This is a genomic window from Xenococcus sp. PCC 7305, assembly GCF_000332055.1.
Lineage (GTDB): Bacteria > Cyanobacteriota > Cyanobacteriia > Cyanobacteriales > Xenococcaceae > Xenococcus.
Genome location: NZ_ALVZ01000198.1, coordinates 14325 through 35021, shown reverse-complemented (window position 1 = coordinate 35021; position 20697 = coordinate 14325). Strand labels below are relative to the sequence as shown.

General features: G+C 39.2%; 19 protein-coding genes. 12 read left to right on the top strand and 7 right to left on the bottom strand.

Annotation, left to right across the window (positions count from 1 at the left end):
• Window positions 1-44 precede the first annotated feature (44 nt).
• Window positions 45-302: a chlororespiratory reduction protein 7 gene (locus XEN7305_RS16660; protein ID WP_006510645.1), complete on the bottom strand. Its 258-nt coding sequence runs from the start codon at window positions 300-302 to the stop codon at window positions 45-47.
• A 103-nt stretch (window positions 303-405) separates the two neighbouring features.
• On the opposite strand from XEN7305_RS16660, the gene XEN7305_RS16655 reads away from it, so the two are divergent.
• Together XEN7305_RS16655 and XEN7305_RS16650 are read left to right on the top strand one after the other, a co-directional pair.
• Window positions 406-1740: a TrkH family potassium uptake protein gene (locus tag XEN7305_RS16655; protein WP_006510644.1), complete on the top strand. Its 1335-nt coding sequence runs from the start codon at window positions 406-408 to the stop codon at window positions 1738-1740.
• Window positions 1741-1800: 60 nt separating this feature from the next.
• On the top strand, window positions 1801-2511 hold the full coding sequence (locus XEN7305_RS16650; protein ID WP_006510643.1) for a TrkA family potassium uptake protein: 711 nt from the start codon (window positions 1801-1803) through the stop codon (window positions 2509-2511).
• A 34-nt stretch (window positions 2512-2545) separates the two neighbouring features.
• Here XEN7305_RS16650 and lepA read toward each other — a convergent pair whose 3' ends face one another.
• Both lepA and XEN7305_RS16640 read right to left on the bottom strand, forming a co-directional pair.
• On the bottom strand, window positions 2546-4354 hold the full coding sequence (lepA, locus tag XEN7305_RS16645; protein ID WP_006510642.1) for a translation elongation factor 4: 1809 nt from the start codon (window positions 4352-4354) through the stop codon (window positions 2546-2548).
• Window positions 4355-4789: 435 nt separating this feature from the next.
• Window positions 4790-5245, bottom strand: a complete 456-nt coding sequence (locus XEN7305_RS16640; RefSeq protein WP_006510641.1) for an Hsp20/alpha crystallin family protein — start codon at window positions 5243-5245, stop codon at window positions 4790-4792.
• Between the two features lie 313 nt (window positions 5246-5558).
• Between XEN7305_RS16640 and XEN7305_RS16635 the strand changes: the two genes are divergently transcribed.
• Window positions 5559-6428, top strand: coding sequence for a M48 family metalloprotease (locus tag XEN7305_RS16635; RefSeq protein WP_006510640.1), 870 nt, complete (start codon window positions 5559-5561; stop codon window positions 6426-6428).
• 99 nt (window positions 6429-6527) lie between these two features.
• Here XEN7305_RS16635 and XEN7305_RS16630 read toward each other — a convergent pair whose 3' ends face one another.
• On the bottom strand, window positions 6528-7763 hold the full coding sequence (locus XEN7305_RS16630; RefSeq protein WP_006510639.1) for a glycosyltransferase: 1236 nt from the start codon (window positions 7761-7763) through the stop codon (window positions 6528-6530).
• A gap of 256 nt (window positions 7764-8019) precedes the next feature.
• Between XEN7305_RS16630 and XEN7305_RS16625 the strand changes: the two genes are divergently transcribed.
• Together XEN7305_RS16625 and apcB are read left to right on the top strand one after the other, a co-directional pair.
• A complete protein-coding gene (locus XEN7305_RS16625; RefSeq protein ID WP_040898325.1) occupies window positions 8020-8478 on the top strand; it encodes a hypothetical protein in 459 nt (152 codons plus the stop codon).
• A 316-nt stretch (window positions 8479-8794) separates the two neighbouring features.
• Window positions 8795-9304, top strand: a complete 510-nt coding sequence (gene apcB / locus XEN7305_RS16620) for an allophycocyanin subunit beta (protein ID WP_006510637.1) — start codon at window positions 8795-8797, stop codon at window positions 9302-9304.
• A gap of 137 nt (window positions 9305-9441) precedes the next feature.
• On the opposite strand, the gene XEN7305_RS16615 is transcribed toward apcB, so the two are convergent.
• Both XEN7305_RS16615 and XEN7305_RS16610 read right to left on the bottom strand, forming a co-directional pair.
• Complete coding sequence (locus XEN7305_RS16615; RefSeq protein WP_006510636.1) at window positions 9442-10419, bottom strand: anti-sigma factor antagonist; 978 nt, start codon at window positions 10417-10419, stop codon at window positions 9442-9444.
• Window positions 10420-10638: 219 nt separating this feature from the next.
• Window positions 10639-11304: a DUF3318 domain-containing protein gene (locus XEN7305_RS16610; RefSeq protein WP_006510635.1), complete on the bottom strand. Its 666-nt coding sequence runs from the start codon at window positions 11302-11304 to the stop codon at window positions 10639-10641.
• 151 nt (window positions 11305-11455) lie between these two features.
• Between XEN7305_RS16610 and XEN7305_RS16605 the strand changes: the two genes are divergently transcribed.
• The 7 genes from XEN7305_RS16605 (at window position 11456) to XEN7305_RS16575 (ending at window position 19005) form a co-directional block, all read left to right on the top strand.
• Window positions 11456-12454: an undecaprenyl-diphosphate phosphatase gene (locus XEN7305_RS16605; protein ID WP_006510634.1), complete on the top strand. Its 999-nt coding sequence runs from the start codon at window positions 11456-11458 to the stop codon at window positions 12452-12454.
• Between the two features lie 20 nt (window positions 12455-12474).
• Complete coding sequence (locus tag XEN7305_RS16600; protein ID WP_006510633.1) at window positions 12475-14043, top strand: peptide ligase PGM1-related protein; 1569 nt, start codon at window positions 12475-12477, stop codon at window positions 14041-14043.
• A gap of 479 nt (window positions 14044-14522) precedes the next feature.
• Window positions 14523-14762 carry a hypothetical protein gene (locus XEN7305_RS16595; protein WP_006510632.1) on the top strand — a complete coding sequence of 80 codons (240 nt, stop codon included), beginning with the start codon at window positions 14523-14525 and terminating at the stop codon, window positions 14760-14762.
• 39 nt (window positions 14763-14801) lie between these two features.
• Window positions 14802-15689: a phosphodiester glycosidase family protein gene (locus XEN7305_RS16590; RefSeq protein WP_006510631.1), complete on the top strand. Its 888-nt coding sequence runs from the start codon at window positions 14802-14804 to the stop codon at window positions 15687-15689.
• A gap of 420 nt (window positions 15690-16109) precedes the next feature.
• Window positions 16110-16934, top strand: a complete 825-nt coding sequence (locus XEN7305_RS16585) for a photosystem II manganese-stabilizing polypeptide (RefSeq protein WP_006510630.1) — start codon at window positions 16110-16112, stop codon at window positions 16932-16934.
• Between the two features lie 413 nt (window positions 16935-17347).
• Window positions 17348-18118 (top strand): RNA polymerase sigma factor SigF, encoded by a 771-nt coding sequence (locus XEN7305_RS16580; RefSeq protein WP_006510629.1) that lies wholly within the window; start codon window positions 17348-17350, stop codon window positions 18116-18118.
• Window positions 18119-18255: 137 nt separating this feature from the next.
• Window positions 18256-19005 carry a hypothetical protein gene (locus XEN7305_RS16575; protein ID WP_006510628.1) on the top strand — a complete coding sequence of 250 codons (750 nt, stop codon included), beginning with the start codon at window positions 18256-18258 and terminating at the stop codon, window positions 19003-19005.
• Window positions 19006-19107: 102 nt separating this feature from the next.
• On the opposite strand, the gene hemL is transcribed toward XEN7305_RS16575, so the two are convergent.
• Window positions 19108-20409: a glutamate-1-semialdehyde 2,1-aminomutase gene (gene hemL, locus XEN7305_RS16570; RefSeq protein WP_006510627.1), complete on the bottom strand. Its 1302-nt coding sequence runs from the start codon at window positions 20407-20409 to the stop codon at window positions 19108-19110.
• Window positions 20410-20697 lie beyond the last annotated feature (288 nt).

Sequence of the window (20697 nt, the reverse complement as noted above, 5' to 3'; positions counted from 1 at the left end):
AACCTAAAACCTAAAACCTAAGACCGAAAACCCAAATCCTAAACTTATTTTTCCAGTCGCACTACATACCACTGTAAAAAATTATCTTCCCCGACATCTAATTCAAAGTAATTTTCCATGAGATAATGGGATTTCTCTTCTATAGATTCTAACTTGAATAATTCTCTAGGAATTTCCACTTTTCCAGATAGCAAAATATTTTTGAGTTTATTTTGTAATTCCTCTGGTGTCATAAATTGTTCGGGATTATCTGCTTCGAGAACCACGTAGCCGTCCTCTTGATACATTATGGAATCTGGCATAGTAAGAATTAAGCTACTTTATGATCGTTTGTATAATATCATCTATCGAATCAAGCCCCATAATAGCTAAAATATTAAAAACTAATAACCGACCAAATTATTTATGACTATTGCTAGGACTATTTGCCTGGGTTTTTTCGCTTGTATTGCATTAGGAACTCTAGTGCTTCTGATGCCTTTTACCAATACTGAGGGTATTTGGACTAATCCTGTTGTGGCATTATTCACCGCCACCTCTGCTGTCTGCGTGACAGGGTTAGCAGTCGTAGATACTGGTAGTTATTTTTCCTTGTGGGGTCAATTGACTATTCTCTTATTAATTCAAATAGGAGGATTGGGCTATATGATGATTACAACATTTTTAATGTTGCTGATCGGTAGAAAATTCGATCTCATGCAAAAATTTGCCATTCAAGAATCTTTTGACCGCCCTTTTTTACAAGGAAGTAATAATTTAGTTCGTTCTATTATTGCCACAACTCTAATTTTAGAAATTACGGGTATTTTTCTTTTATTAATAGTTTTTGTTCCCGAATATGGATTTTCTCAAGGCTTATGGATTTCCATCTTTCACAGTATTAGTGCCTGGAATAATGCTGGCTTTAGTTTGTTTTCTGATAGTTTGGTAGGATATAAAAGTTCTTGGCTAATTAACATCGTAATCCCTGGGCTAGTAATCTTTGGCGGTATTGGTTATCAGGTAATTATTGAAATCTATTTATGGATTATTAATTTCTTATCGAAAAGTAAGGCAAAATTTTGTTTTTCTCTGAACTTTAAGGTGGTAACTCGCACGACAATGATGCTGTTAGTCCTTGGCACATTGGTCGTATTCTTAACCGAAATGCATAACCCCGCAACCCTCAGAGATCTTAGTCTGGAACACAAGTTTTTAGCAGCTTGGTTTCAGTCTATGACAACGCGCACAGCAGGTTTTAATAGTATTGATCTTGGGAAAATGAGTACTGCGGGTTTATTTTTGACCATGGGATTAATGTTTATCGGGGCTAGTCCTAGTGGCACAGGCGGCGGTATTAAAACCACGACTTTTAGTGTCTTGATGAACTGTACCAAATCAGCATTAGAAGGCAAAGATGAAGTTGTACTTTATCAAAGAGAAGTTCCCAGTACTTTAATTTTAAAAGCAGTTGCCGTAGTCTTTGGGACTGGCACTTGCATTGTTTTGTTTACGACTTTGATCGCATTTCTCGAACCCAATCTAGAATTTATCCAAATATTATTTGAAGTTATTTCGGCCTTTGCGACAGTCGGTTTATCTATGGGAATCACCGCCGGTTTATCAACAGGAGCCAAACTGATTTTGGTTTTGGCAATGTATATTGGGCGAGTGAGTATTTTAATAGTTATTGCAGCCATTATTGGGGATGCGCGGCCCACTTCTCTGCAATATCCTAAGGAAAATTTATTAGTTGGTTAATTATTGAGATCCTAAACCTGAATGATCGCTGTAAGATAGTATTCGTCCAGGAGCTAAAGTATGACGGGAGAGGGGGCGAACTTGAAATCCTTAAAATTCTTGACTAATTTTCGTAAAGAGAGTAGTCAGTTTGCAGTGATTGGATTGGGACGTTTTGGTAGAGCAGTATGCAGTTCTTTACACCAAATGGGCTATGAGGTTTTGGGAACAGATATTGATGAGAAATTAGTTACCCAGGCTTTGACCCAAAAAATTGCCTCCCACGCAGTTCAGCTAGACTCTACCGAGCCAGAAGCTTTGAAGGAAGCTGGCATTTATGAAATGGACACAGTAATTGTTGCGATCGGTAATTATCTACAAGAAAGCATTATTACAACTTTAAATGTCAAAGAAGCTGGAGTGAAATATGTAGTTGCGAAAGCATCTTCAGAAGTCCATGGTAAATTGTTAGAACGAGTAGGAGCTGATAAAGTAGTTTTTCCTGAGTATGAAGCTGGTTGTACCTTAGCCGAAAGTTTAACTAAACCAGCTCTGCTAGATCGCTTTGAATTAGATACGGACAATAGCATTGTGGAAGTATTAGTTCCAGAAGAATTCCATAACAGAACTCTGGCCGAGCTGGAACTAAGAATACGCTATGGCGTGAGTATTTTAGCTGTTGCGGAAGATGATCAGTTTATTGCTAATCCCGATTCTCATTATAAGCTCACCCAAGGCTCGATTATGATCGCCTTAGGCAATAATAAGGATATTCAACGTTTACCCATCTAAATTCCAAATTATTTAGAACCATCAGCTCTTATTACTAAGAATCCAACTTCAAGACAGCCATAAATGCTTCTTGGGGCACATCCACAGTACCGATCGCTTTCATGCGTTTCTTCCCTTTGGCTTGTTTTTGCAAAAGTTTCTTCTTCCGAGAAATATCACCGCCATAACATTTGGCTAAGACATCCTTACGCAATGCGGGAATATGTTCACTAGCAATAACTTTGGTGCCAATCGAGGCTTGAATCGGAACTTTAAACTGATGGCGGGGAATCAATTCTTTGAGTTTCTCGGTCAAAGCCCGACCAACATAATAAGCTTTATCCCGATGAACAATAGTAGACAGGGCATCTACTCCATCTTTGTTCACCAAAATATCCAGCTTCACTAGATTATTTTCGCGATAACCAATCAGTTGATATTCCATGCTGGCATAACCACGAGAACGGGATTTCAAGCGATCAAAAAAGTCTGTGACTACTTCGGCCAAAGGCAATTCATAAACAAGACAAGTTCGATTGAGAGTGAAATATTTCATGTCCTTAAAATCACCACGACAAGTCTGGCATAAATCCATTAAAGTACCGACAAAATTTTCTGGGGTAATGATTTCTACTTTGATATAGGGCTCTTCGATTTTGGTGCGTTGTTGAGGAGGTGGCAATTGGGAAGGGTTATCAATTTCGATCACATCACCGTCAACAGTGGTAATCCGATAAATTACTGATGGTGCGGTGGTAATAAGTTCAAGGTCATATTCACGCTCCAATCTTTCTTGGACAATCTCCATATGAAGCAGCCCCAAGAAACCGCAACGGAAACCAAAACCCATCGCACTAGAAGTCTCAGGCTCATAGGATAAAGCTGCGTCATTAAGTTTTAGCTTTTCTAGGGCATCTCGCAGATCTTCGTATTGATCAGAATCCGTGGGAAACAAACCACAGAAGACCATGGGTTTAGCTTCGGTATAACCTGGTAAGGCTTCAGCAGCAGGAGTTTCTGAGAGGGTTATTGTATCGCCAACACGGGCATCTTCTACGGTTTTAATTGCCGCGGCAAAATAACCAACTTCTCCTGCGTGTAGTTCTTCGACTTGGATTTGGTTGGGAGATAATACTCCCAGCTCATCGATTTCATATTCTTTGCCCGATGCCATCAAGCGAACGCGATCGCCTTTTTTAACTTTGCCATCCATCACGCGAAAATAGACAATTACGCCACGATAGGCATCGTAATAACTATCAAAAATTAAAGCTCTAAGGGGTTCATCTACTGTGTCTGCTGGTGGCGGAACATGCTCAACAATCGATTCTAAGATATCTTCAACGCCAATTCCTGCTTTGGCTGAAGCTTTAATTACATCAGTGCAATCTAAGCCGACCACTTCCTCAATTTCCCCCGCAACCCTTTCTGGTTCAGACCCTGGGAGATCTATTTTATTGAGAACTGGAATAATTTCTAAATCATTTTCTAATGCCAAATAAACATTAGCCAAAGTTTGCGCTTCCACGCCCTGGGAAGAATCGACAACAAGTAAAGCACCTTCACAAGCGGCCAAGGAACGGGAAACTTCGTAGGAAAAATCTACATGGCCAGGAGTATCAATCAGATTAATGATGTAATCTTTGCCATCCTTGGCAGTAAAGTTCATCCTGGCAGCTTGGAGCTTAATTGTGATGCCCCGCTCTCTTTCCAAATCCATATTGTCGAGAAATTGCTCTTTCATTTCTCTTTGGGCAACGGTTTTTGTCATTTGCAACATGCGATCGGCGAGAGTAGACTTACCATGATCGATGTGAGCGATAATAGAAAAGTTACGAATTCGAGAGACGGGAACGTCGGTCATAAATATTTATAAAAGTAAAATTTAAGCTTGTTTAATATATTGTAATGTTGATCCTTCTAAAAATGAAGGTCGCAAGGAGCAAGAGTCGTTATAAATAAAGAAAACGCGATCGCCTTAAGAACTCAGAATTATCCTTAAAGTCCGCGATCTCGATCGCAGAAATAGCAAAATTATGTCCCATAAAATTATCTTTTTGCGATCGCGTTTGGACATTAATATTTTAATGCGATCGCTGGAATGCTCCTTCATTATCCAATCAAACGTCTATAAGTCATACACAGATAGATTTTGGCTCCGTTAAATAGCAATTTAATTGGTAATTCAATTTAAAGCGAACGGTGAGTACCAACAGAAAACCCAGCCACCACAAAAGTGACTGGGCTTCACTATTAATCTATATCATCGGTTTAGTGTCAGTTAAATCTTAAAAGAGAATCAGCTATTAGCATCACCAAGATTAACTTTTACTACTTTATTTTTCTCTTCCTCTGACTTTGGTAAAGTGAGGTTGAGAATACCATCTTTGTATTCAGCAGTAACATTAGTGTTTTGGATTCGTCCTGGTAATGGAATTACTCTAGAGAACTTCCCATAACGGAATTCAGAACGAGTACTACCGTTAGACTCGGATTCAGTTTGCGATTTTCTTTCCCCAGAAATTGCAACCCGATCAGCCATTACCTGAATATCTATATCTTTGGCCTCCATGCCAGGAACTTCTAGCTTGAGATGTAAAGCATCATCTGCTTCAGTGAGCTCAGCAGCAGGAACTTTAGATAAATTACCAAAGTTATCCCAATTATCAGGAGTTAATGCATCGTCAAATAGACGATTTAGTTGTCGTTGTAAAGAATTCATTTCTTGCCAAGGATTATATCTTACTAAAGCCATATTTTTTGGTCTCCGTGTGATTAATAGTCTTAAAATTGTTGTTTGAGAAACTTGAGTTTTGCTCGTTTCGTTATTTTTATAATAATCACTACTAGAACGAGATTGCAGTGTGGCTTACCTGAAAATTCTGGTGCGGTTTTTGTCCCGAACTAATATTTTCGGAAAACCGTAATCAATCTACTTTTGTTAGCTAAGATTAGGATCATTCATTGAGATAGATAAAAAAAATAAGTTACGAGTTGTAAATTAAGTGCGTTCGATTAAAGACGTGATCTACTTTAAGAAAAAATATAATTAAATTCTAATCAATTCTATGTCTGGAAATAATCAAATTAAAACTGCCGCTCTGTTGGGATTATTAAGTGGTCTTTTGGTTCTAGGAGGTTACTGGGCAACAGGCAACGCACAAGGTGCCATGGTCGGTCTAGTGATGGCTGCAATGGGTAGTTTTGGCTCTTGGTTTTATTCCGATAAAGCAGCCCTTGCTGCTTACCGAGCCCAGCCCATAAATCGGGAGCAAGCACCAGAACTTTATGATTTAGTTGCAGATTTAGCAACCAAAGCAGATTTGCCCATGCCCAAATTATGTATTGTGCCCACGCAAACTCCTAATGCTTTTGCGACAGGGCGAGATCCCGAACATGCTGCGGTGGCAGTAACACAGGGAATTGTGCAAATACTAAATCAAGAGGAATTGGCTGGGGTAATTGCCCATGAATTGACCCATATCAAAAATCGCGACACCCTAACTCAAGCAGTAGCCGGAACATTAGGTGGCGCAATCACATTTTTGGGTAAAATGCTAACTTTTGGGGCCTTATATGGGCCTGTGAGCCGAGATGATCGTCGAGGTAGCAACCCAATTGGGGTTCTGCTTTTAGTAGTGTTAGCACCGATCGCCGCATCGATCATTCAAATGGCAATCTCTCGCACCAGAGAATTTTCCGCAGATCGGGGTGCTGCCGAAATTACGCAAAAGCCTCTTGCCTTGGCCAATGCTCTACAGAAACTAGAATCCATCGGCAGACAAGTTCCCATGAATGGCAATCCTGCTTTTGAACCAGTACTAATCATTAATCCTTTTTCCGGTGGTGGATTACAATCCCTATTTCGTACCCATCCGCCAACCCAAGAGCGTGTGCAGCAACTCCAAGCAATAGCCCAACAGCAACAAAATGTTTGATCCTGAGTCTGATTCTGAAAACCCGCACGGGAGCAGTTAGCCAGCGCATGTTAACGGTTGTTGGAATTCTGGCACATTGTAGATCCTATTAAAGATCTACTATCTCTTTGCTTTGCTCTTAATTTGTTCTTGCCAAATATTGACTAAGTTTTTAATTGTATTATCCCAACTATACTTATCTTGAATTGACTCTCTACCCCTGAGTCCCATATGGTGGCGCAAGGTAGTATCTTCTACCAGACAGGTGAGTTTTTCTACAAAGTCATTCTCATCACCAGGCTCATATAAATAGCCATTTATTCCATCTTGAATATTTTCCACAACCCCTCCAGCACGAGGTGCTAAAACAGGAATGCCAGAAGCAAAAGCTTCGACAATAGTTAAGCCTCTAGTTTCTTTTTCTGAAGTAGTTACATGAAGATCGCAATTGGCCAAAAGTTCGGGAATATCTTCTGGAGCAATGCGACCAAATAGATGAAAGTTAGTCTTAAGATCAGCTAGTTTATTGACAATTTTTTCTTTAGTTTCGCCATCTCCTACAACTAAAAAGATAACTTTGTCTTTGTCTATTTTTTGGAATAATTTGGGTAGCAAAGATAAGGTAAAATCCCATCCTTTATCGGGAGTTAAGCGGCCTAAGAAAATCAACTTAACCCGATCGCCTGTTGGCGACAAACCATACTTGCTTTCAAAAAAATTGTCCTGACGCAAATCCGGATCAAATTTCTCTGATTCAAACCCCAGTAAATTCCCATACAAACTATTTTTAATTCCTAGTGCGATAATTTTATCTCTAGTAATCGTGCTCGAAACTAGAGTGACATCATAGGAATTATAAACATAGACAATTATTTTTTTAAGTGCCCAATGTAAACTTGCTAGCAAAGGTTTTGGCAGAGCAAAAAAATCCTCTAAATATTCCAAAAAATTAGTCCTAAAAAAGCCGACACAAGGTATCTGATGACGACGAGCAAACTTAATTCCTGCTAGTCGCCAAAAACTTACAAATAAACGTTCAGGCTCATCAACATGAATAATATCTGGTTGAAACTCAGCTAATTCTCGCTTGACCTGCCGATAAGAACCCCAGGCGACATCTCGCTCAAAATCGACGAAAAAAGCCTTACTTTCAAGACTGACAACTCTTACCCCAGGGAAAATATTGCCGGTATAATCCTGCCAATTAGGATAGATATGGGCCAGCGCACTATAGTCGGGACAAAAGAACAATACTTCATGTCCCCACTGACTAAGTTTTTGTAGCCGATAAAATCCACTGACTGTAACGCCATCAATAACCGGCAGAAAACCGGAAGCAAGAATCGCAATTTTCATATATATCAGAAACTATTTCGCTATTTCACTGCTAATTGCTCATTGATATTATCGCGAAAGATCCAAGTATCGCCTTTGTCTGTTCTAAATTCTCCATTCAGCACTTCTCGCTAAGTCCCTAAAACCCCAAATACCATATCTTGTAGTGCTCATGAAATCAAAGAAATTCACAAAATCACAATCTAGGCTATCAGATTTTTTACTTTTTATTCATATCGTAATGAATGTCAAGAACAGCCAAAAAAACTTAACAATCATGAAAAATTTATCTTTATTTCTTACTCTCGGTGTTGTCACTCTAATGGGTGCTTGCAATAAAGTTAACAGCGAGACTCCCGTAAACGAAGAGCCTACTGCCAACAGTTCTGTAATTCTTGAAAGTGCTGAGGAGCCCACCGCTGAGGGCTTCAATGTTGAATTAGAAGAGCCCACTCTAGAAGCTCAAGCAGAAGAAGAACTTCCTATCGTTGATGGCGAGGCTGTTGAAGGTGCTTTAGAAGATGCTACTATCAGCGCTGAAGAAGTCTTAGAAGATGCTACTATCAGTGCGGAAGAAAGCTTGGAAGATGCTACCATCGGCGCCGGCGAAGATGCGGAAATAGAAGCTAGCGAAATCAATCCTGATGCTAACGGAGATATCATTCTTCCTGCAACTGATAATGCAGAAATCCCCACTGAGGAAGAATCTGCTGAAGCTATCGAACCTGCTGAATAAAAAAAACTGACACTCGTTGTGAATTGTGTCAGAAATTAAATCTAGTTTTTATCTAAGTGTTGTTTAAAGTGTTGTTTGACGATGTCTTCCCAGAGGGGGAGGCATTTTTTTTGCCAAAAAAACAATCATGCCAATTATTATAACACCGACATTATCGTACCCGATACTAAAAGAAATATTACAACTACGGTTAAAATCCGGAAGGGAAGCTGTAGACTGTCACGGTTTATGGGATTATAGATGAACAAAGCATTAAAAATCGGGCTTACTTTATGCCTAATTAAAAAAAATTAATTGCTGTTAGGAGAAATCTTTGATGCGAGACGCGGTAACCAGCTTAATCAAGAATTACGACCTCTCTGGTCGTTATCTTGATCGGAATGCCATTGATAGTTTAAAACTATATTTTGAATCAGGTGCTGCTAGAGTAGCAGTTGCCACTTTGATTAGCGGTAATGCAGCTTCCATTGTGAGACAGGCTGGATTAGCACTATTTGAGGAAGTACCCGAATTACTTCGGCCTGGGGGTTATGCTTATACGACCCGTCGCTACTCTGCTTGTTTGCGAGATATGGACTATTATCTTCGTTATGCAAGTTATGCTTTGGTGGCAGCAGATAACAATCTTTTGGACGAACGGGTACTTCAAGGTTTACGAGAAACCTATAATTCCTTAGGGGTTCCGATTGCTCCAACAGTTGTCGGTATTCAAATAATGAAAGATATGGTGAAGAAAATGGCTCAGGAAGCAGGCATTGACGATGTTTCGTTTGTTGATCAGCCCTTTGATCATCTGTCTCGTGAATTTAGTGAGGTTTCTGTTTAAGTACCAAAGTCTTGAGTCTTTCAATTGAAGGACCCGCGGTCACTAAAGCTGGAGTTTCGTGGTTCACGAAACAGGCTCGGCGCGATCGCGGGTTTTGCTTGTCAAGCAACATTGTTAGTTACTAAACATCAATTCATCTAAACCGCACCACTATCCTTATTAAAAATAATAGTGACTGTTTTAATGATTAAGGTAAGATCATGCTTTAAACTCCAGTTCTGCTGGTAGCGCAGATCCAGACGAATTACATCCTCAAAATTGCGTATTTGCGATCGCCCATTAACCTGCCATTCCCCCGTAATACCTGGTTTCACATCTAATCTTTGCCATTGAGGCACCTGATAAGAGTCAACCTCCTCAGGAGTTGGAGGACGAGTCCCCACAAGGCTCATGTCTCCTTTGAGCACATTCCAAAACTGAGGAAATTCATCAAGGCTAGTACGGCGGAGAAAACGCCCAACCTTAGTAACCCGAGGATCGTTATCATTTTTGAAAAAAGCACCACTAGCTTGATTTGCTACCTGTTTTTTCAAAGCCTCAGCATCACTACACATAGAGCGAAACTTCCAAATTTTAAATTTTTTACCCAACCAACCACAACGAGTTTGCTGAAAAAAGATCGGCCCAGGACTATCTACTTTAATTGCAATGACAATCGGCAGAAAAATGATGGCTGTAATTAGTAATCCAACCAAAGCACCAATGATGTCGAGCATGCGCTTAATTTTAGAATTGACTGAAGGATGGGTTTCTGGTTGCGATTCTTCTGACCATTCTGGGGCAGCATTGATCTTGAGAATATCTAGCAATCCCGCCATCGAAAAAACAGCCATAACAGGAGGTTGCACCGATTCAAGAATTAATTCGATTTCCTGTTTCGTCGCGGTCTTATAAATACCAATGAGTGCGCCCAGACCACTGCTATCCATAAATTTAGTTTTACTAAAATTAAGCACAATTTTCTGGGGAGGCTGATCTTGTTGACATAAGTCCTCTCCCATATCCTTGAAAGTCACCGCTTCTAATACCGTCAGTCTTTCTGGCAACTCAATTACAGATTGTTTGTCAGACAGAGATAATGATGAAAAACCTGAGTTAGGTGATGGAGTAGTCATTGATTCGCGATGCTTAGTTTGTGGGTTCAATTAACTAAATAATAAATTGCTATTAAGTTACATCAATAACTCATTATCCTATACAGGCTAACATTTACGAAATGTTTTTGAGGGGTTAATCGATGAAGATAGCTATAAAAAATAATAGATGAGATGATATGGGCTCTGAGGAAGAGCCGCCTGAAAGATCATAATTTCTGAGATTGTTCACAGTTTAGATTAGATCCGATTGTCTCTTCTTCCTCCAATAGGGGCTCCTTGAGGGTCATTCATCTGGGACTTAGCCTTCGCAGCGCTACGCCTTAAAGATTGTAGACGTTCTTCGTATTTTTTTCGTTGACGACGGCTAGGAGTTTGTTCAATGAGAGTTTTCAAAGCACTTCCTAAACTTTTGTAGGCATTGGGTAGAGAATAACCAAAGCGAGTCGCCAAGATAATTGCTTTGCCATCGGCTTCGATCGCATCAACTAGGGTTTTTTCATTATTATTTTTCTGCCAGAGACGATAACCAGAGATTCCGCACAAAGCCAAAGCGAGCAATAACAGAAGCCCATCTTGAACCCAAAGTTCTCCCACAGCACCACCTAACCCAATAGCTAAAGCGGCCATTTCCCAACCTTCACGGGGAATCGAGTCATTTTGAATTCTCGCTACCTCATGCCAAAACAACAAATTACGCTGATCGATCGCCAAATTGTCCCATTTGGGGAGATCGATTTGAATTTCAATCTCATCTTTGCCCAATTCTTCACTACGAATCAGAGGAGGATTAACCTCTGTCGTACCTTCGACAATCACCCAACTCTGTAGTTCAGGAGGCAATAAGGTTTTCAAGCGTCTCAATTCGTTGATTTCTGCTCTAGCAGAGGAGGTTGCATAACTCATATATTGATTAGATTTTAATTCGTTGAGCTTCTTCGATAATTTCTTTCCCTATAATATCGAAATTTTGATTTTAGTTTGGGAAACTCGTCTGATTACCAAATACTAAGTTTACAGATAAACTAAGGAAGAATTTTTTAGGATCTAATTTTCCATGGCTGATTTTGCAAAAAAATATCTAGAATATGTATTTTTGATAATTTTGGGTTTTATCTTAAGTTTATTTGTGGCACAAGCCAATGTTGTCTATGCCAAGGCGGCAGACTATCCAGAAGTTATTGCCCAGTTGACAACGACTCCTGATGCAACAAGTACAGTGTCGCAAGTCAATTTATTCCAAGCAATTGTCCTCGGTTTTGTTCAAGGTGCAACCGAGTTCATTCCTATCAGCAGCACGGCCCATCTCAAGGCTGTCCCAGTATTCTTGGGTTGGGGAGATCCGGGGGTTGCTTTTAGTGCCATTATCCAATTGGGTAGCATTGCAGCGGTTTTATCCTATTTTTGGGATGATCTAGCGGAGATTACTCAAGGAATGGTCAAAGCTGTCGCACAATCTGATTATGACTCCCAAAATTTTTGGTTGGCCCTGGGGATTGGGGTGGGGACGATTCCGATTGTGATTTGTGGCTTGGGAATTAAACTATTTGTTCCCGACTTTGATAATTCTCCCCTAAGAAGTATGACCTCGATCGCGATCGCCTCTATCGTCATGGCCTTACTCTTGGGGTTGTCAGAATACATCGGAAATCATAAACGCAATTTCGAGGATTTAACCACTAAAGACGGCATTATCATCGGTTTTGCTCAAGCCTTAGCGATTATTCCTGGAGTTTCTCGTTCCGGCTCTACGATCACTGCAGGCCTATTTAATAATATAGACCGCGCAACTGCAGCCCGTTTTTCTTTTTTGTTGGGAATTCCGGCAATTACCCTAGCTGGTTTAGTAGAATTTAGATCCTTATGGGAAACTGGGATCATGCGGAGTGAATTACTTCCTCTAATTGCCGGTTTGATTTCTTCGGCGATTTTTTCTTATTTAGCGATCGCTTGGCTGCTTAAGTTTTTACAAAAAAGAAGTACTTGGGTTTTTGTTTGGTATCGTCTCGGTTTTGGAATTACTATCTTAATATCCCTGGCAAAAGGTTGGCTTTAAGTTGGAAAAGCGAGAGTAATATGATTGCAGAAGATAACTCAAATCTCAAATTTCAGCAATTACAAGACACATTAAGAGATCGTTGGCAAAGTATTGATATCTTCGATCAAGATGATTGCGATATTTTAGTTGTCCCTTCATTTAGTATCGATCCTCAATTAGGACAGAAAATTCCGGGATTTTTACATTACGAAGAGAGATTACTGTTTTCCCTAATTCGCCTACGGAATCCTCACACTAGAGTCATTTATGTCTCTGCCCTTCCGTTATGTCCGATTATTATTGATTACTATTTACAACTACTTCCGGGCATCCCTTTCTCCCATGCCAGAGAAAGACTCTTACAAATTAGCCTTTATGATGCTTCTTTTAAACCATTAACCCAAAAAATTTTGGAGCGTCCCCGTTTGGTGGCCAAGATTCGTCGCGCTCTTCGCAGCGATCGCTCTTACATGGTCTGTTACAACTCCACCAATTTAGAACAAGACCTCTCTTTACAACTGGGTATTCCCCTCTTGGCTTCAGATCCCAAATTACTTTATTGGGGTTCCAAAAGTGGTAGTCGCCAAGTTTTTGCCGAATGTCAAATTCCCCATCCCGACGGTAGCTATACCGTTACAAACACAGAAGATCTGATCACAGAAATTATTAATCTCTGGACAAGACAACGAGATCTCCAACGAATCGTAGTCAAGCTTAATGAAGGATTTTCTGGAGAAGGCAATGCAGTCTTAAATCTAAACCCCATTAAAGAATATGCCCCCCATATTTGCGAGCAGACCAAAACCATTAATGCGATTACCCAAGAATTAGAAAATCTGAGCTTTCAAGCAGCAGGTGAAACCTGGAGTAATTTCTCTCGCCGTATTCCCGAATTAGGAGCAATCGTCGAAGCTTTTATTGAAGGAGAAGTCAAAACATCTCCTAGTGTTCAAGGCTATATCCAACCTTCTGGAGAAGTAGAGATTCTTTCAACTCATGATCAAATTTTGGGTGGTGCCGATGGTCAAATTTATCTCGGTTGCCATTTTCCTGCCGATTCAAGATACCGTTTGGAACTACAAAACATCGGCTTAAGAGTAGGTTATGCCCTAGCAAAAAAAGGTGCGATCGAAAGATATGGAGTAGATTTTGTGGCGGTGCAAAAGCCCCATAGTCAAGAATGGGAAATCAACGCGATCGAAATTAATCTTAGAAAAGGCGGCACAACACATCCTTTTATGACCTTGAAGCTATTAAGCAATGGTACATACGACTATGACACAGGATTATTTCTTAGCCAACAAAACCAACCTAAATACTATATTGCCTCTGACAATTTACAACAAGATTGTTACCAAGGATTGTTACCTAATGATTTGATGGATATTATTGCCCAAGCAAGACTCCATTTCGACAGCAGCACTTGCACGGGAAATGTTTTCCATCTCATGGGCTCATTATCGGAATTTGGCAAACTAGGCTTAACTAGCATTGGTAATTCTCGCTCAGAAGCTGAAGAAATTTATAATCATGTAGAGCAAATTTTAAACCAAGAAACAAGCTTGTCTTCTCAAGATTGCAGCTTACCAATTAAATGGAATAAGTAAATTATAGGTACACGAGGCAAAATTAAGTTAATTGCGGGTAAAAGGTGTTAGGTGTTAGGTGTTAGGTGTTAAGGAAATCCCAAAAAACGATTAATCCAGCAATGATAGACATCAAAATTCTTTAGATCTAAAATATTCTCCAATCTAAATCAAAATATAACTTTTTTTTACCTAAAACCTACTACCTAAAACCTAACACCAGTCCTGACTAGACCATAAAATTGCTAAGTCGTGTCAAAATCCGCTCTCTTAGTCAGCGTTCCCTTGCTCGGTCGGCGCGGGGTCTGACCGCAGGGTCGCTCGTCAATTCTTAATTACTCCCTCTATTGTCATTTTGAAAAATCGCGAGTATAAAAGCAAAGGGGTAACTTTATCTGTACTCTCAGTATTTTTACTGAAGTAAACTAATTAAATTTTCTAATCTAAAATAATGATAGTTATCCACTTTTATATTATTCAATATATCTGAGGATTTTTTTGTGACTTACCTCAAAATAATTAGCGCCACTCCAGGACTAACGACCCAAGAAGAAATTCTAAAAATTGTTCAAGAACAGGCGACAGGAATTACCATTAAACAACTGAGTAAAACTTTAAATCGACCTGTGTCCATGCTACAAGTTTGTCTAAAACAACTGATTTTTTCTAAGCAAATTTACTCGAAACAAAGTAAAACTGGCCACAGTATTATTTACTATCCTATAATGAAGAGAAAATAAACTATCAATTATTTATAATAATATTATTTTCTTTTACTAATGATCAAGCAAAAATGTTTCAATGCGTTTTTCATTAATCTCGGCTTAATATTATTCTTTGTCCTCAGTTTATGCCTATTTCCTGCAAAATCCTCCAGCAGAGAAATCAGCTATCAAACCTATCCGCAAGCCAATAGTGTTGTTCATATAATTACCATTCCCCATCAGAGTAATTATCAAATTACACCTATGGCCACTGGGGAATTAGCTACCTTGAAAAAGTTTATGATGCAAAGCGATGCGATCGCTGGAATTAATGGAGGTTTTTTTGATCCCAAAAATAAACAAACTACATCCTATATTCTGCAACAAGGCACAGTTCTTGCTGATCCCAGAAATAACATTGGGTTGATCACAAATCGCAAGATACAACCCTATCTAGGCAAAATTCTCAATCGTAGCGAATTTCGTAGCTACCTCTGCGGAGATAATATCAGTTATGACATCAGCTTACATTCCGATCCCATTCCCCTCGGATGTCGACTACAAGACGCCTTGGGTGCTGGCCCTAAGATAATACCCTTAGAAACTTCTGTACAAGAAGGATTTGTTGCCTATAAAGATGGCAAACTGGTGCGCAATGCGATTGGAACAACATCTCAAAATGCCAGAAGCGCTATTGCCATCACCAAAAACCAAGACATCCTGCTCGTCATGGTTGCACAGCGATCGCACAAAAACTCGGGCATGTCACTATCAGAACTCGCCAATTTCCTCTCCAATCTTGGCGTGGTCAAAGCAATGAATCTTGATGGTGGAAGCTCTTCCGCCATATCCTATCAAGGACAAATCATCTATGGCCGTCTAGATAAAGACGGAAACGAAGTCAAACGCTCTCTCAAATCTGTCTTGTTAATCACAAAAAAAAGCAAAAAGCTTAACCTATAACATAGTCTAAAGCAGTTTTATAAGGGCCTGTTGATCGCAAACGAATGTAACGAAATATAAAGAGAAAGTCTGTATAAAAAGCAACATTTCAAGAAACTTACCCGCCAAAATTACAAGACTAATCATTTGAGATCAAGACTTCTCAACCCTTTCCAGGGCGAACACTTTCCTAGAGTAGTTCATTAAGTAGATAGTAATACAACTATTGCTAAAGCATTTTGCAGTTGAACTTGAACAACAGCAAGAATAAGTAATCCCTTATTTGGTACAGTATATACCATCCAGATTAGCTAGGTTAGTCAAATGCGCGCTTTCTCATGAAGATTATTCTTGATGAAATTGCTTGTAAAACGACCTATTTTTTTTCTCAATATTTCGCGCTCGATGTTAAATCCAAAATTAAACGAAAAGAGGTAGACCATGAGGTATCGTGCAATAATAGCAGCTTTTTTAGCATTATGTTTAGGGGTATTAACAGCTTGTAGTGAAAACCCTCGTAATCTTGATAGAAGCCAACTCACATACGATGATATCGTCAACACAGGAATAGCTAACAGTTGTCTAGATATTCCCGACACTAGTCGAGGAATCATCGAGATTGACCCAAATAAATCCTATATGTTGAGAGATTTATGTATTGAACCAAGAGAATATTTTGTTAAAGAAGAGCCAGTAAATAAACGTCAGGAAGCCAAGTTTGTTGCCGGTAAACTATTAACTAGATATACATCCAGTCTTGATCAAGTCGTAGGTGATATTACAGCTAATGAAGATGGCAGTTTAACATTTACTGAACTCGGTGGGATTGATTTCCAAGCTGTAACTGTGCTGCTTCCTGGTGGAGAAGAAGTACCTTTCTTATTCACTATTAAAGGCTTAGTCGCTAATACAGAATCAGGTCAAGAATCGATTAATTCTTCCACAGACTTTGAAGGCGAATTCCGCGTTCCTTCCTATCGCGGACAAGTATTCCTAGATCCCAAAGGTCGTAGCATTGCTAGTGGTTATGATTACTCAGTCGCTTTGCTTGGAAGAGAGGACGATTTCGTTCGTGCCAATGTCAAGCAGTATGTAACGGGAACAGGCACAATTGCCCTGAATGTTACTAAAGTAGATAGTAATACAGGAGAAATTGCGGGAGTTTTTGAAAGCGAACAACCCTCCGATACTGATTTAGGTGCAGACAATCCAGAAGAAGTCAAAATTCGTGGAGTCTTTTACGGTCGGATTGAACCTAAAGTATAAAGCGAGAAGCGAGTTAATATTCTTAAAGACTTAAATAAAAAATAAGTTAGTTAAGGGCAGGTTTGCCCTTTTTTTTATGCTTAAAAATACTGACACCGATATTAAAGTCAGGATGTATTGTTGGCTAGATTTATATAGTAAAGACTTTCGATACTTTTTTTATATGAATAGGATCAAATTCTTTAAAAAATATCGGTATTTTTACTCAAAAAGGAAAAAACCTCAGTGCAATCATAATGGAACTTGACAATCTCTTAATATAAAAAAAATCGTATAAATGCTGTTGTCTCTACATCAGAGTGAATACTAAGCTTGATTTAGTTGAAATATTTTTAATTCATAGCGAACTTATTTTTATAAAAGTATCAAGCTTTTATAACTCCAAAAATCCACATATAGCAGGGATTATATAAATGACAACTTGCCTAACTAAAAATATTAAAGTAGATAGCTTAAAGTTATTTCAAGATTATCGAGCAAATCCCAGTACAAAATTACGTAATAAAATTGTCGAATTAAATTTTGGTTTAGTTAAAAAGGAAGCCAATCATTGGGTACATAAATGTAATGAAAGCTACGAAGACTTACTTCAAGTTAGTTGTATCGGTCTAATCAGAGCAATTGAAAGATTTGATATCAATAAGGGAAACGCCTTTAGTTCTTTTGCAATGCCTTATGTCAGAGGAGAAATTCAACATTATTTAAGAGATAAAAGCTCAACTCTTCGTATTCCCCGACGTTGGCTAGAAAAAAAACAGAAATCAGTTACTTTTATTAATAATTTTCGCAAGGATTGTAATCGTCAACCTACGGATTTGGAAATATCCCAGTATTTAGACGTTTCTCTCAAAGAATGGCAGGACATCAAGCTTGCTTATAAAAACAGAAAGCCTCTGAGCTTGGATATATCAGTAAATAACGATAATGACAGTCAAACCAGTTTATGCGATCTAGTAGCTGATCCCAAACATCGTAGTTTTCAATTAGTTCGCGAAGATCGAATGCGTTTGCAACAAGCATTATCCAAACTAGAAGATCGGACAAGAAATGTTTTAGAATTTGTTTTTCTTCAGGACTTAACTCAAAAAGAGACAGCAAGCAGAATGGGAATTAGCGTTATAACTGTATCCCGCCAAATAAAAAAGGGGCTGAACCTTCTCCAAGAATCTATGGCACAAGATTAGTAACATAAAATTCTGCGAATGCCAACCTAAAAATTACCTCTACCAGTTTTTTAACCCAACTGTTATCTTGGAGTCGCAGTTGTTTCTCGGAACAATTTTTCGGGGCAATTTGAAGTAGTAGTTTTGGTGAAACTGGTATGAGAAAAATTTCATTTTTAATATTAGTAGGAATCTTAGCTTTTTCCCTCGAAAGTTGTTCTTCACGATCTTCATCAGGAAATAAGTCTGTCAATACGGTTGTAGTTACTGCACAACAAGAGGCTAAACAAGGAGACTCATCCAAAAAGTCAGTTAAAACAGAAGGTGAAGATCCAGAAACAAAAGAGATTAATAAAGCAGAAGAGACCAAAGAAGAGAAAGTGGCAGGATTAATTCCGGCAACTAAACCAGACATTAGAGTTAGAGGCAGCATTAGAGGAAGACAAGATCCTTTTGCGGTGGTTCCGATACAACCTCAAATAGAAATTATTGAGAAGGCAAAACCAAAACAATTAAAGTCGCCAAAGAACCCTCCGGGGACATCAGAAGATATTAGTAAAGTTCCGACCATAGAACCCGAAACTCCTTTAGCGGAACTGGCAGAAAACGTTCTTGTCACTGGTTTGATTGAACTAGGAGATCGCATTAAGCTAATCATTCAAGCTCCAGAAGAGTCTTCTGCTCGTTATGTTGAAATAGGACAATATCTTTCTAATGGTCAAATATTAGTTAAAAGAATTGAACCGGGCTTTCCTGAACCTACAGTCATCTTGGAACAGAATGGAGTGGAGGTTGCTAAAATTGTTGGTCAATTGCAAGAAGAAGCAACTTTAGAAGAGGAAACCCAAGTGTTCTTACCTTTTGAGCAGGAATCAATTACCAGTGTGGCTATAGAGAGAAAGAATTAAAATAGTTAATCAATAATAACAAATAAAGCCACGATCGCAAGGTGAATGTTTCCCTTATCCTGTCGTGGCTTTTGTGATTTGAATCTTGAGGATATTTTTATCTTAAATGATTGATAATACTTCCTTGGCTGCTACTAAAGTTTGTTCAATATCTTCTTCTGTATGAGCAAGAGAAGTAAACCCAGCTTCAAATTGCGAAGGAGCCAGATAAATGCCTCGCTCCAGCATGCCACGATGGAAACGAGAAAATTTCTGAAGATCAGATTTTTTCGCATCATCATAGTTATGAACCGGACTATTGGCAAAGAACATGCCAAACATGGCGCTAATTTGACCACCAACTACATCATGTCCTGCTTCTTGGGCGATATTTCGCAGACCATCAGCTAGTTTTTTCGTAACGCGATCTAATTGTTCATAAGTACCAGGTTTTTTTAGCAATTCTAAAGTTTTAATCCCTGCCGTCATTGCTAAGGGATTTCCTGATAATGTTCCTGCTTGATACATGGGGCCTGCCGGGGCGACCATTGACATGATATCTGCTCTGCCCCCATAAGCACCTACAGGTAAGCCACCACCAATAACCTTTCCTAAAGTAGTGAGGTCAGGAGTTACTCCAAATTTAGCTTGTGCACCACCGTAGGAGATACGAAAACCTGTCATTACCTCGTCAAATACGAGCAAGGCGCCATTTTCTTTGGTAATTTCACGCAAACCTTCCAGAAAACCGGCATCAGGAGTGATAAAACCAGAGTTACCCACAACTGGCTCTAGAATAACTCCTGCAATAGAATCGGGATTTGCAGCAAATAGAGCTTTGACGGCTTCTAGATCATTATAGGGGGCATTTAGGGTGCTTTTAGTTGTGGATTTCGGTACACCAGGGGAATCGGGCAAACCGAGAGTTGCAACTCCAGAACCGGCTTTAACCAAGAACATATCAGCATGTCCGTGATAACAGCCTTCAAATTTGATAATATTTTCTCGCCCAGTAAAGGCACGCATGAGACGTAATATCGACATGCAAGCTTCTGTACCAGAGTTAACAAAGCGCACCATATCAATACTGGGCACTGCTTCAATCACCATTTCGGCCAAGACATTTTCTAGAACACAAGGTGCACCGAAACTAGTTCCCTTAACCAAAGCTGCTTGTAAAGCTTTAATTACTTCAGGATGGGCATGTCCACAAATGGCAGGTCCCCAAGTGCCTACATAGTCAATATATTTATTGCCATCAACGTCCCAAGCATAAGCGCCTTCAACGCGGTCAAAAACAATGGGCTGTCCGCCTACAGATTTGAAGGCTCTGACTGGGGAACTAACCCCTCCTGGCATTAGTTTTTGTGCAGCAGTGAAAATCTCTTCGGATTTGGTGGTGTTAAAGGAAGTTGTAGTAACCAATAGTTGCTCCTTATATATAATCTTGTCTTTTGTATCTCTCCTTAACTCGCTTCGCGATAAATAGCTTAAAGCTTTACGCTTTCAACTCTAAGCTTAAACTGATGGCGAAAAAATCCTTGTGGATAAAATAGCTCTATTGAGGGATACAGAATCTTCAGTAATCTTCAATTATCCTATGTTTGGGGCGTTTGTTAAAGTTACGACTCAATAATTCTTAGTGAATTTATCTTAAATTTCCTTGACAAACTCAATCGCATTATTAGGATGTGATTAAAAAAAAAGTTCAGA

Excerpts from the sequence above, each read along its gene's own strand:
- XEN7305_RS16660 (WP_006510645.1), bottom strand. The coding sequence starts at position 302 with ATGCCAGATTCCATAATGTATCAAGAGGACGGCTACGTGGTTCTCGAA.
- XEN7305_RS16655 (WP_006510644.1), top strand. The coding sequence starts at position 406 with ATGACTATTGCTAGGACTATTTGCCTGGGTTTTTTCGCTTGTATTGCA.
- XEN7305_RS16650 (WP_006510643.1), top strand. The coding sequence starts at position 1,801 with ATGACGGGAGAGGGGGCGAACTTGAAATCCTTAAAATTCTTGACTAAT.
- lepA (WP_006510642.1), bottom strand. The coding sequence starts at position 4,354 with ATGACCGACGTTCCCGTCTCTCGAATTCGTAACTTTTCTATTATCGCT.
- XEN7305_RS16640 (WP_006510641.1), bottom strand. The coding sequence starts at position 5,245 with ATGGCTTTAGTAAGATATAATCCTTGGCAAGAAATGAATTCTTTACAA.
- XEN7305_RS16635 (WP_006510640.1), top strand. The coding sequence starts at position 5,559 with ATGTCTGGAAATAATCAAATTAAAACTGCCGCTCTGTTGGGATTATTA.
- XEN7305_RS16630 (WP_006510639.1), bottom strand. The coding sequence starts at position 7,763 with ATGAAAATTGCGATTCTTGCTTCCGGTTTTCTGCCGGTTATTGATGGC.
- XEN7305_RS16625 (WP_040898325.1), top strand. The coding sequence starts at position 8,020 with ATGAAAAATTTATCTTTATTTCTTACTCTCGGTGTTGTCACTCTAATG.
- apcB (WP_006510637.1), top strand. The coding sequence starts at position 8,795 with ATGCGAGACGCGGTAACCAGCTTAATCAAGAATTACGACCTCTCTGGT.
- XEN7305_RS16615 (WP_006510636.1), bottom strand. The coding sequence starts at position 10,419 with ATGACTACTCCATCACCTAACTCAGGTTTTTCATCATTATCTCTGTCT.
- XEN7305_RS16610 (WP_006510635.1), bottom strand. The coding sequence starts at position 11,304 with ATGAGTTATGCAACCTCCTCTGCTAGAGCAGAAATCAACGAATTGAGA.
- XEN7305_RS16605 (WP_006510634.1), top strand. The coding sequence starts at position 11,456 with ATGGCTGATTTTGCAAAAAAATATCTAGAATATGTATTTTTGATAATT.
- XEN7305_RS16600 (WP_006510633.1), top strand. The coding sequence starts at position 12,475 with ATGATTGCAGAAGATAACTCAAATCTCAAATTTCAGCAATTACAAGAC.
- XEN7305_RS16590 (WP_006510631.1), top strand. The coding sequence starts at position 14,802 with ATGATCAAGCAAAAATGTTTCAATGCGTTTTTCATTAATCTCGGCTTA.
- XEN7305_RS16585 (WP_006510630.1), top strand. The coding sequence starts at position 16,110 with ATGAGGTATCGTGCAATAATAGCAGCTTTTTTAGCATTATGTTTAGGG.
- XEN7305_RS16580 (WP_006510629.1), top strand. The coding sequence starts at position 17,348 with ATGACAACTTGCCTAACTAAAAATATTAAAGTAGATAGCTTAAAGTTA.
- XEN7305_RS16575 (WP_006510628.1), top strand. The coding sequence starts at position 18,256 with ATGAGAAAAATTTCATTTTTAATATTAGTAGGAATCTTAGCTTTTTCC.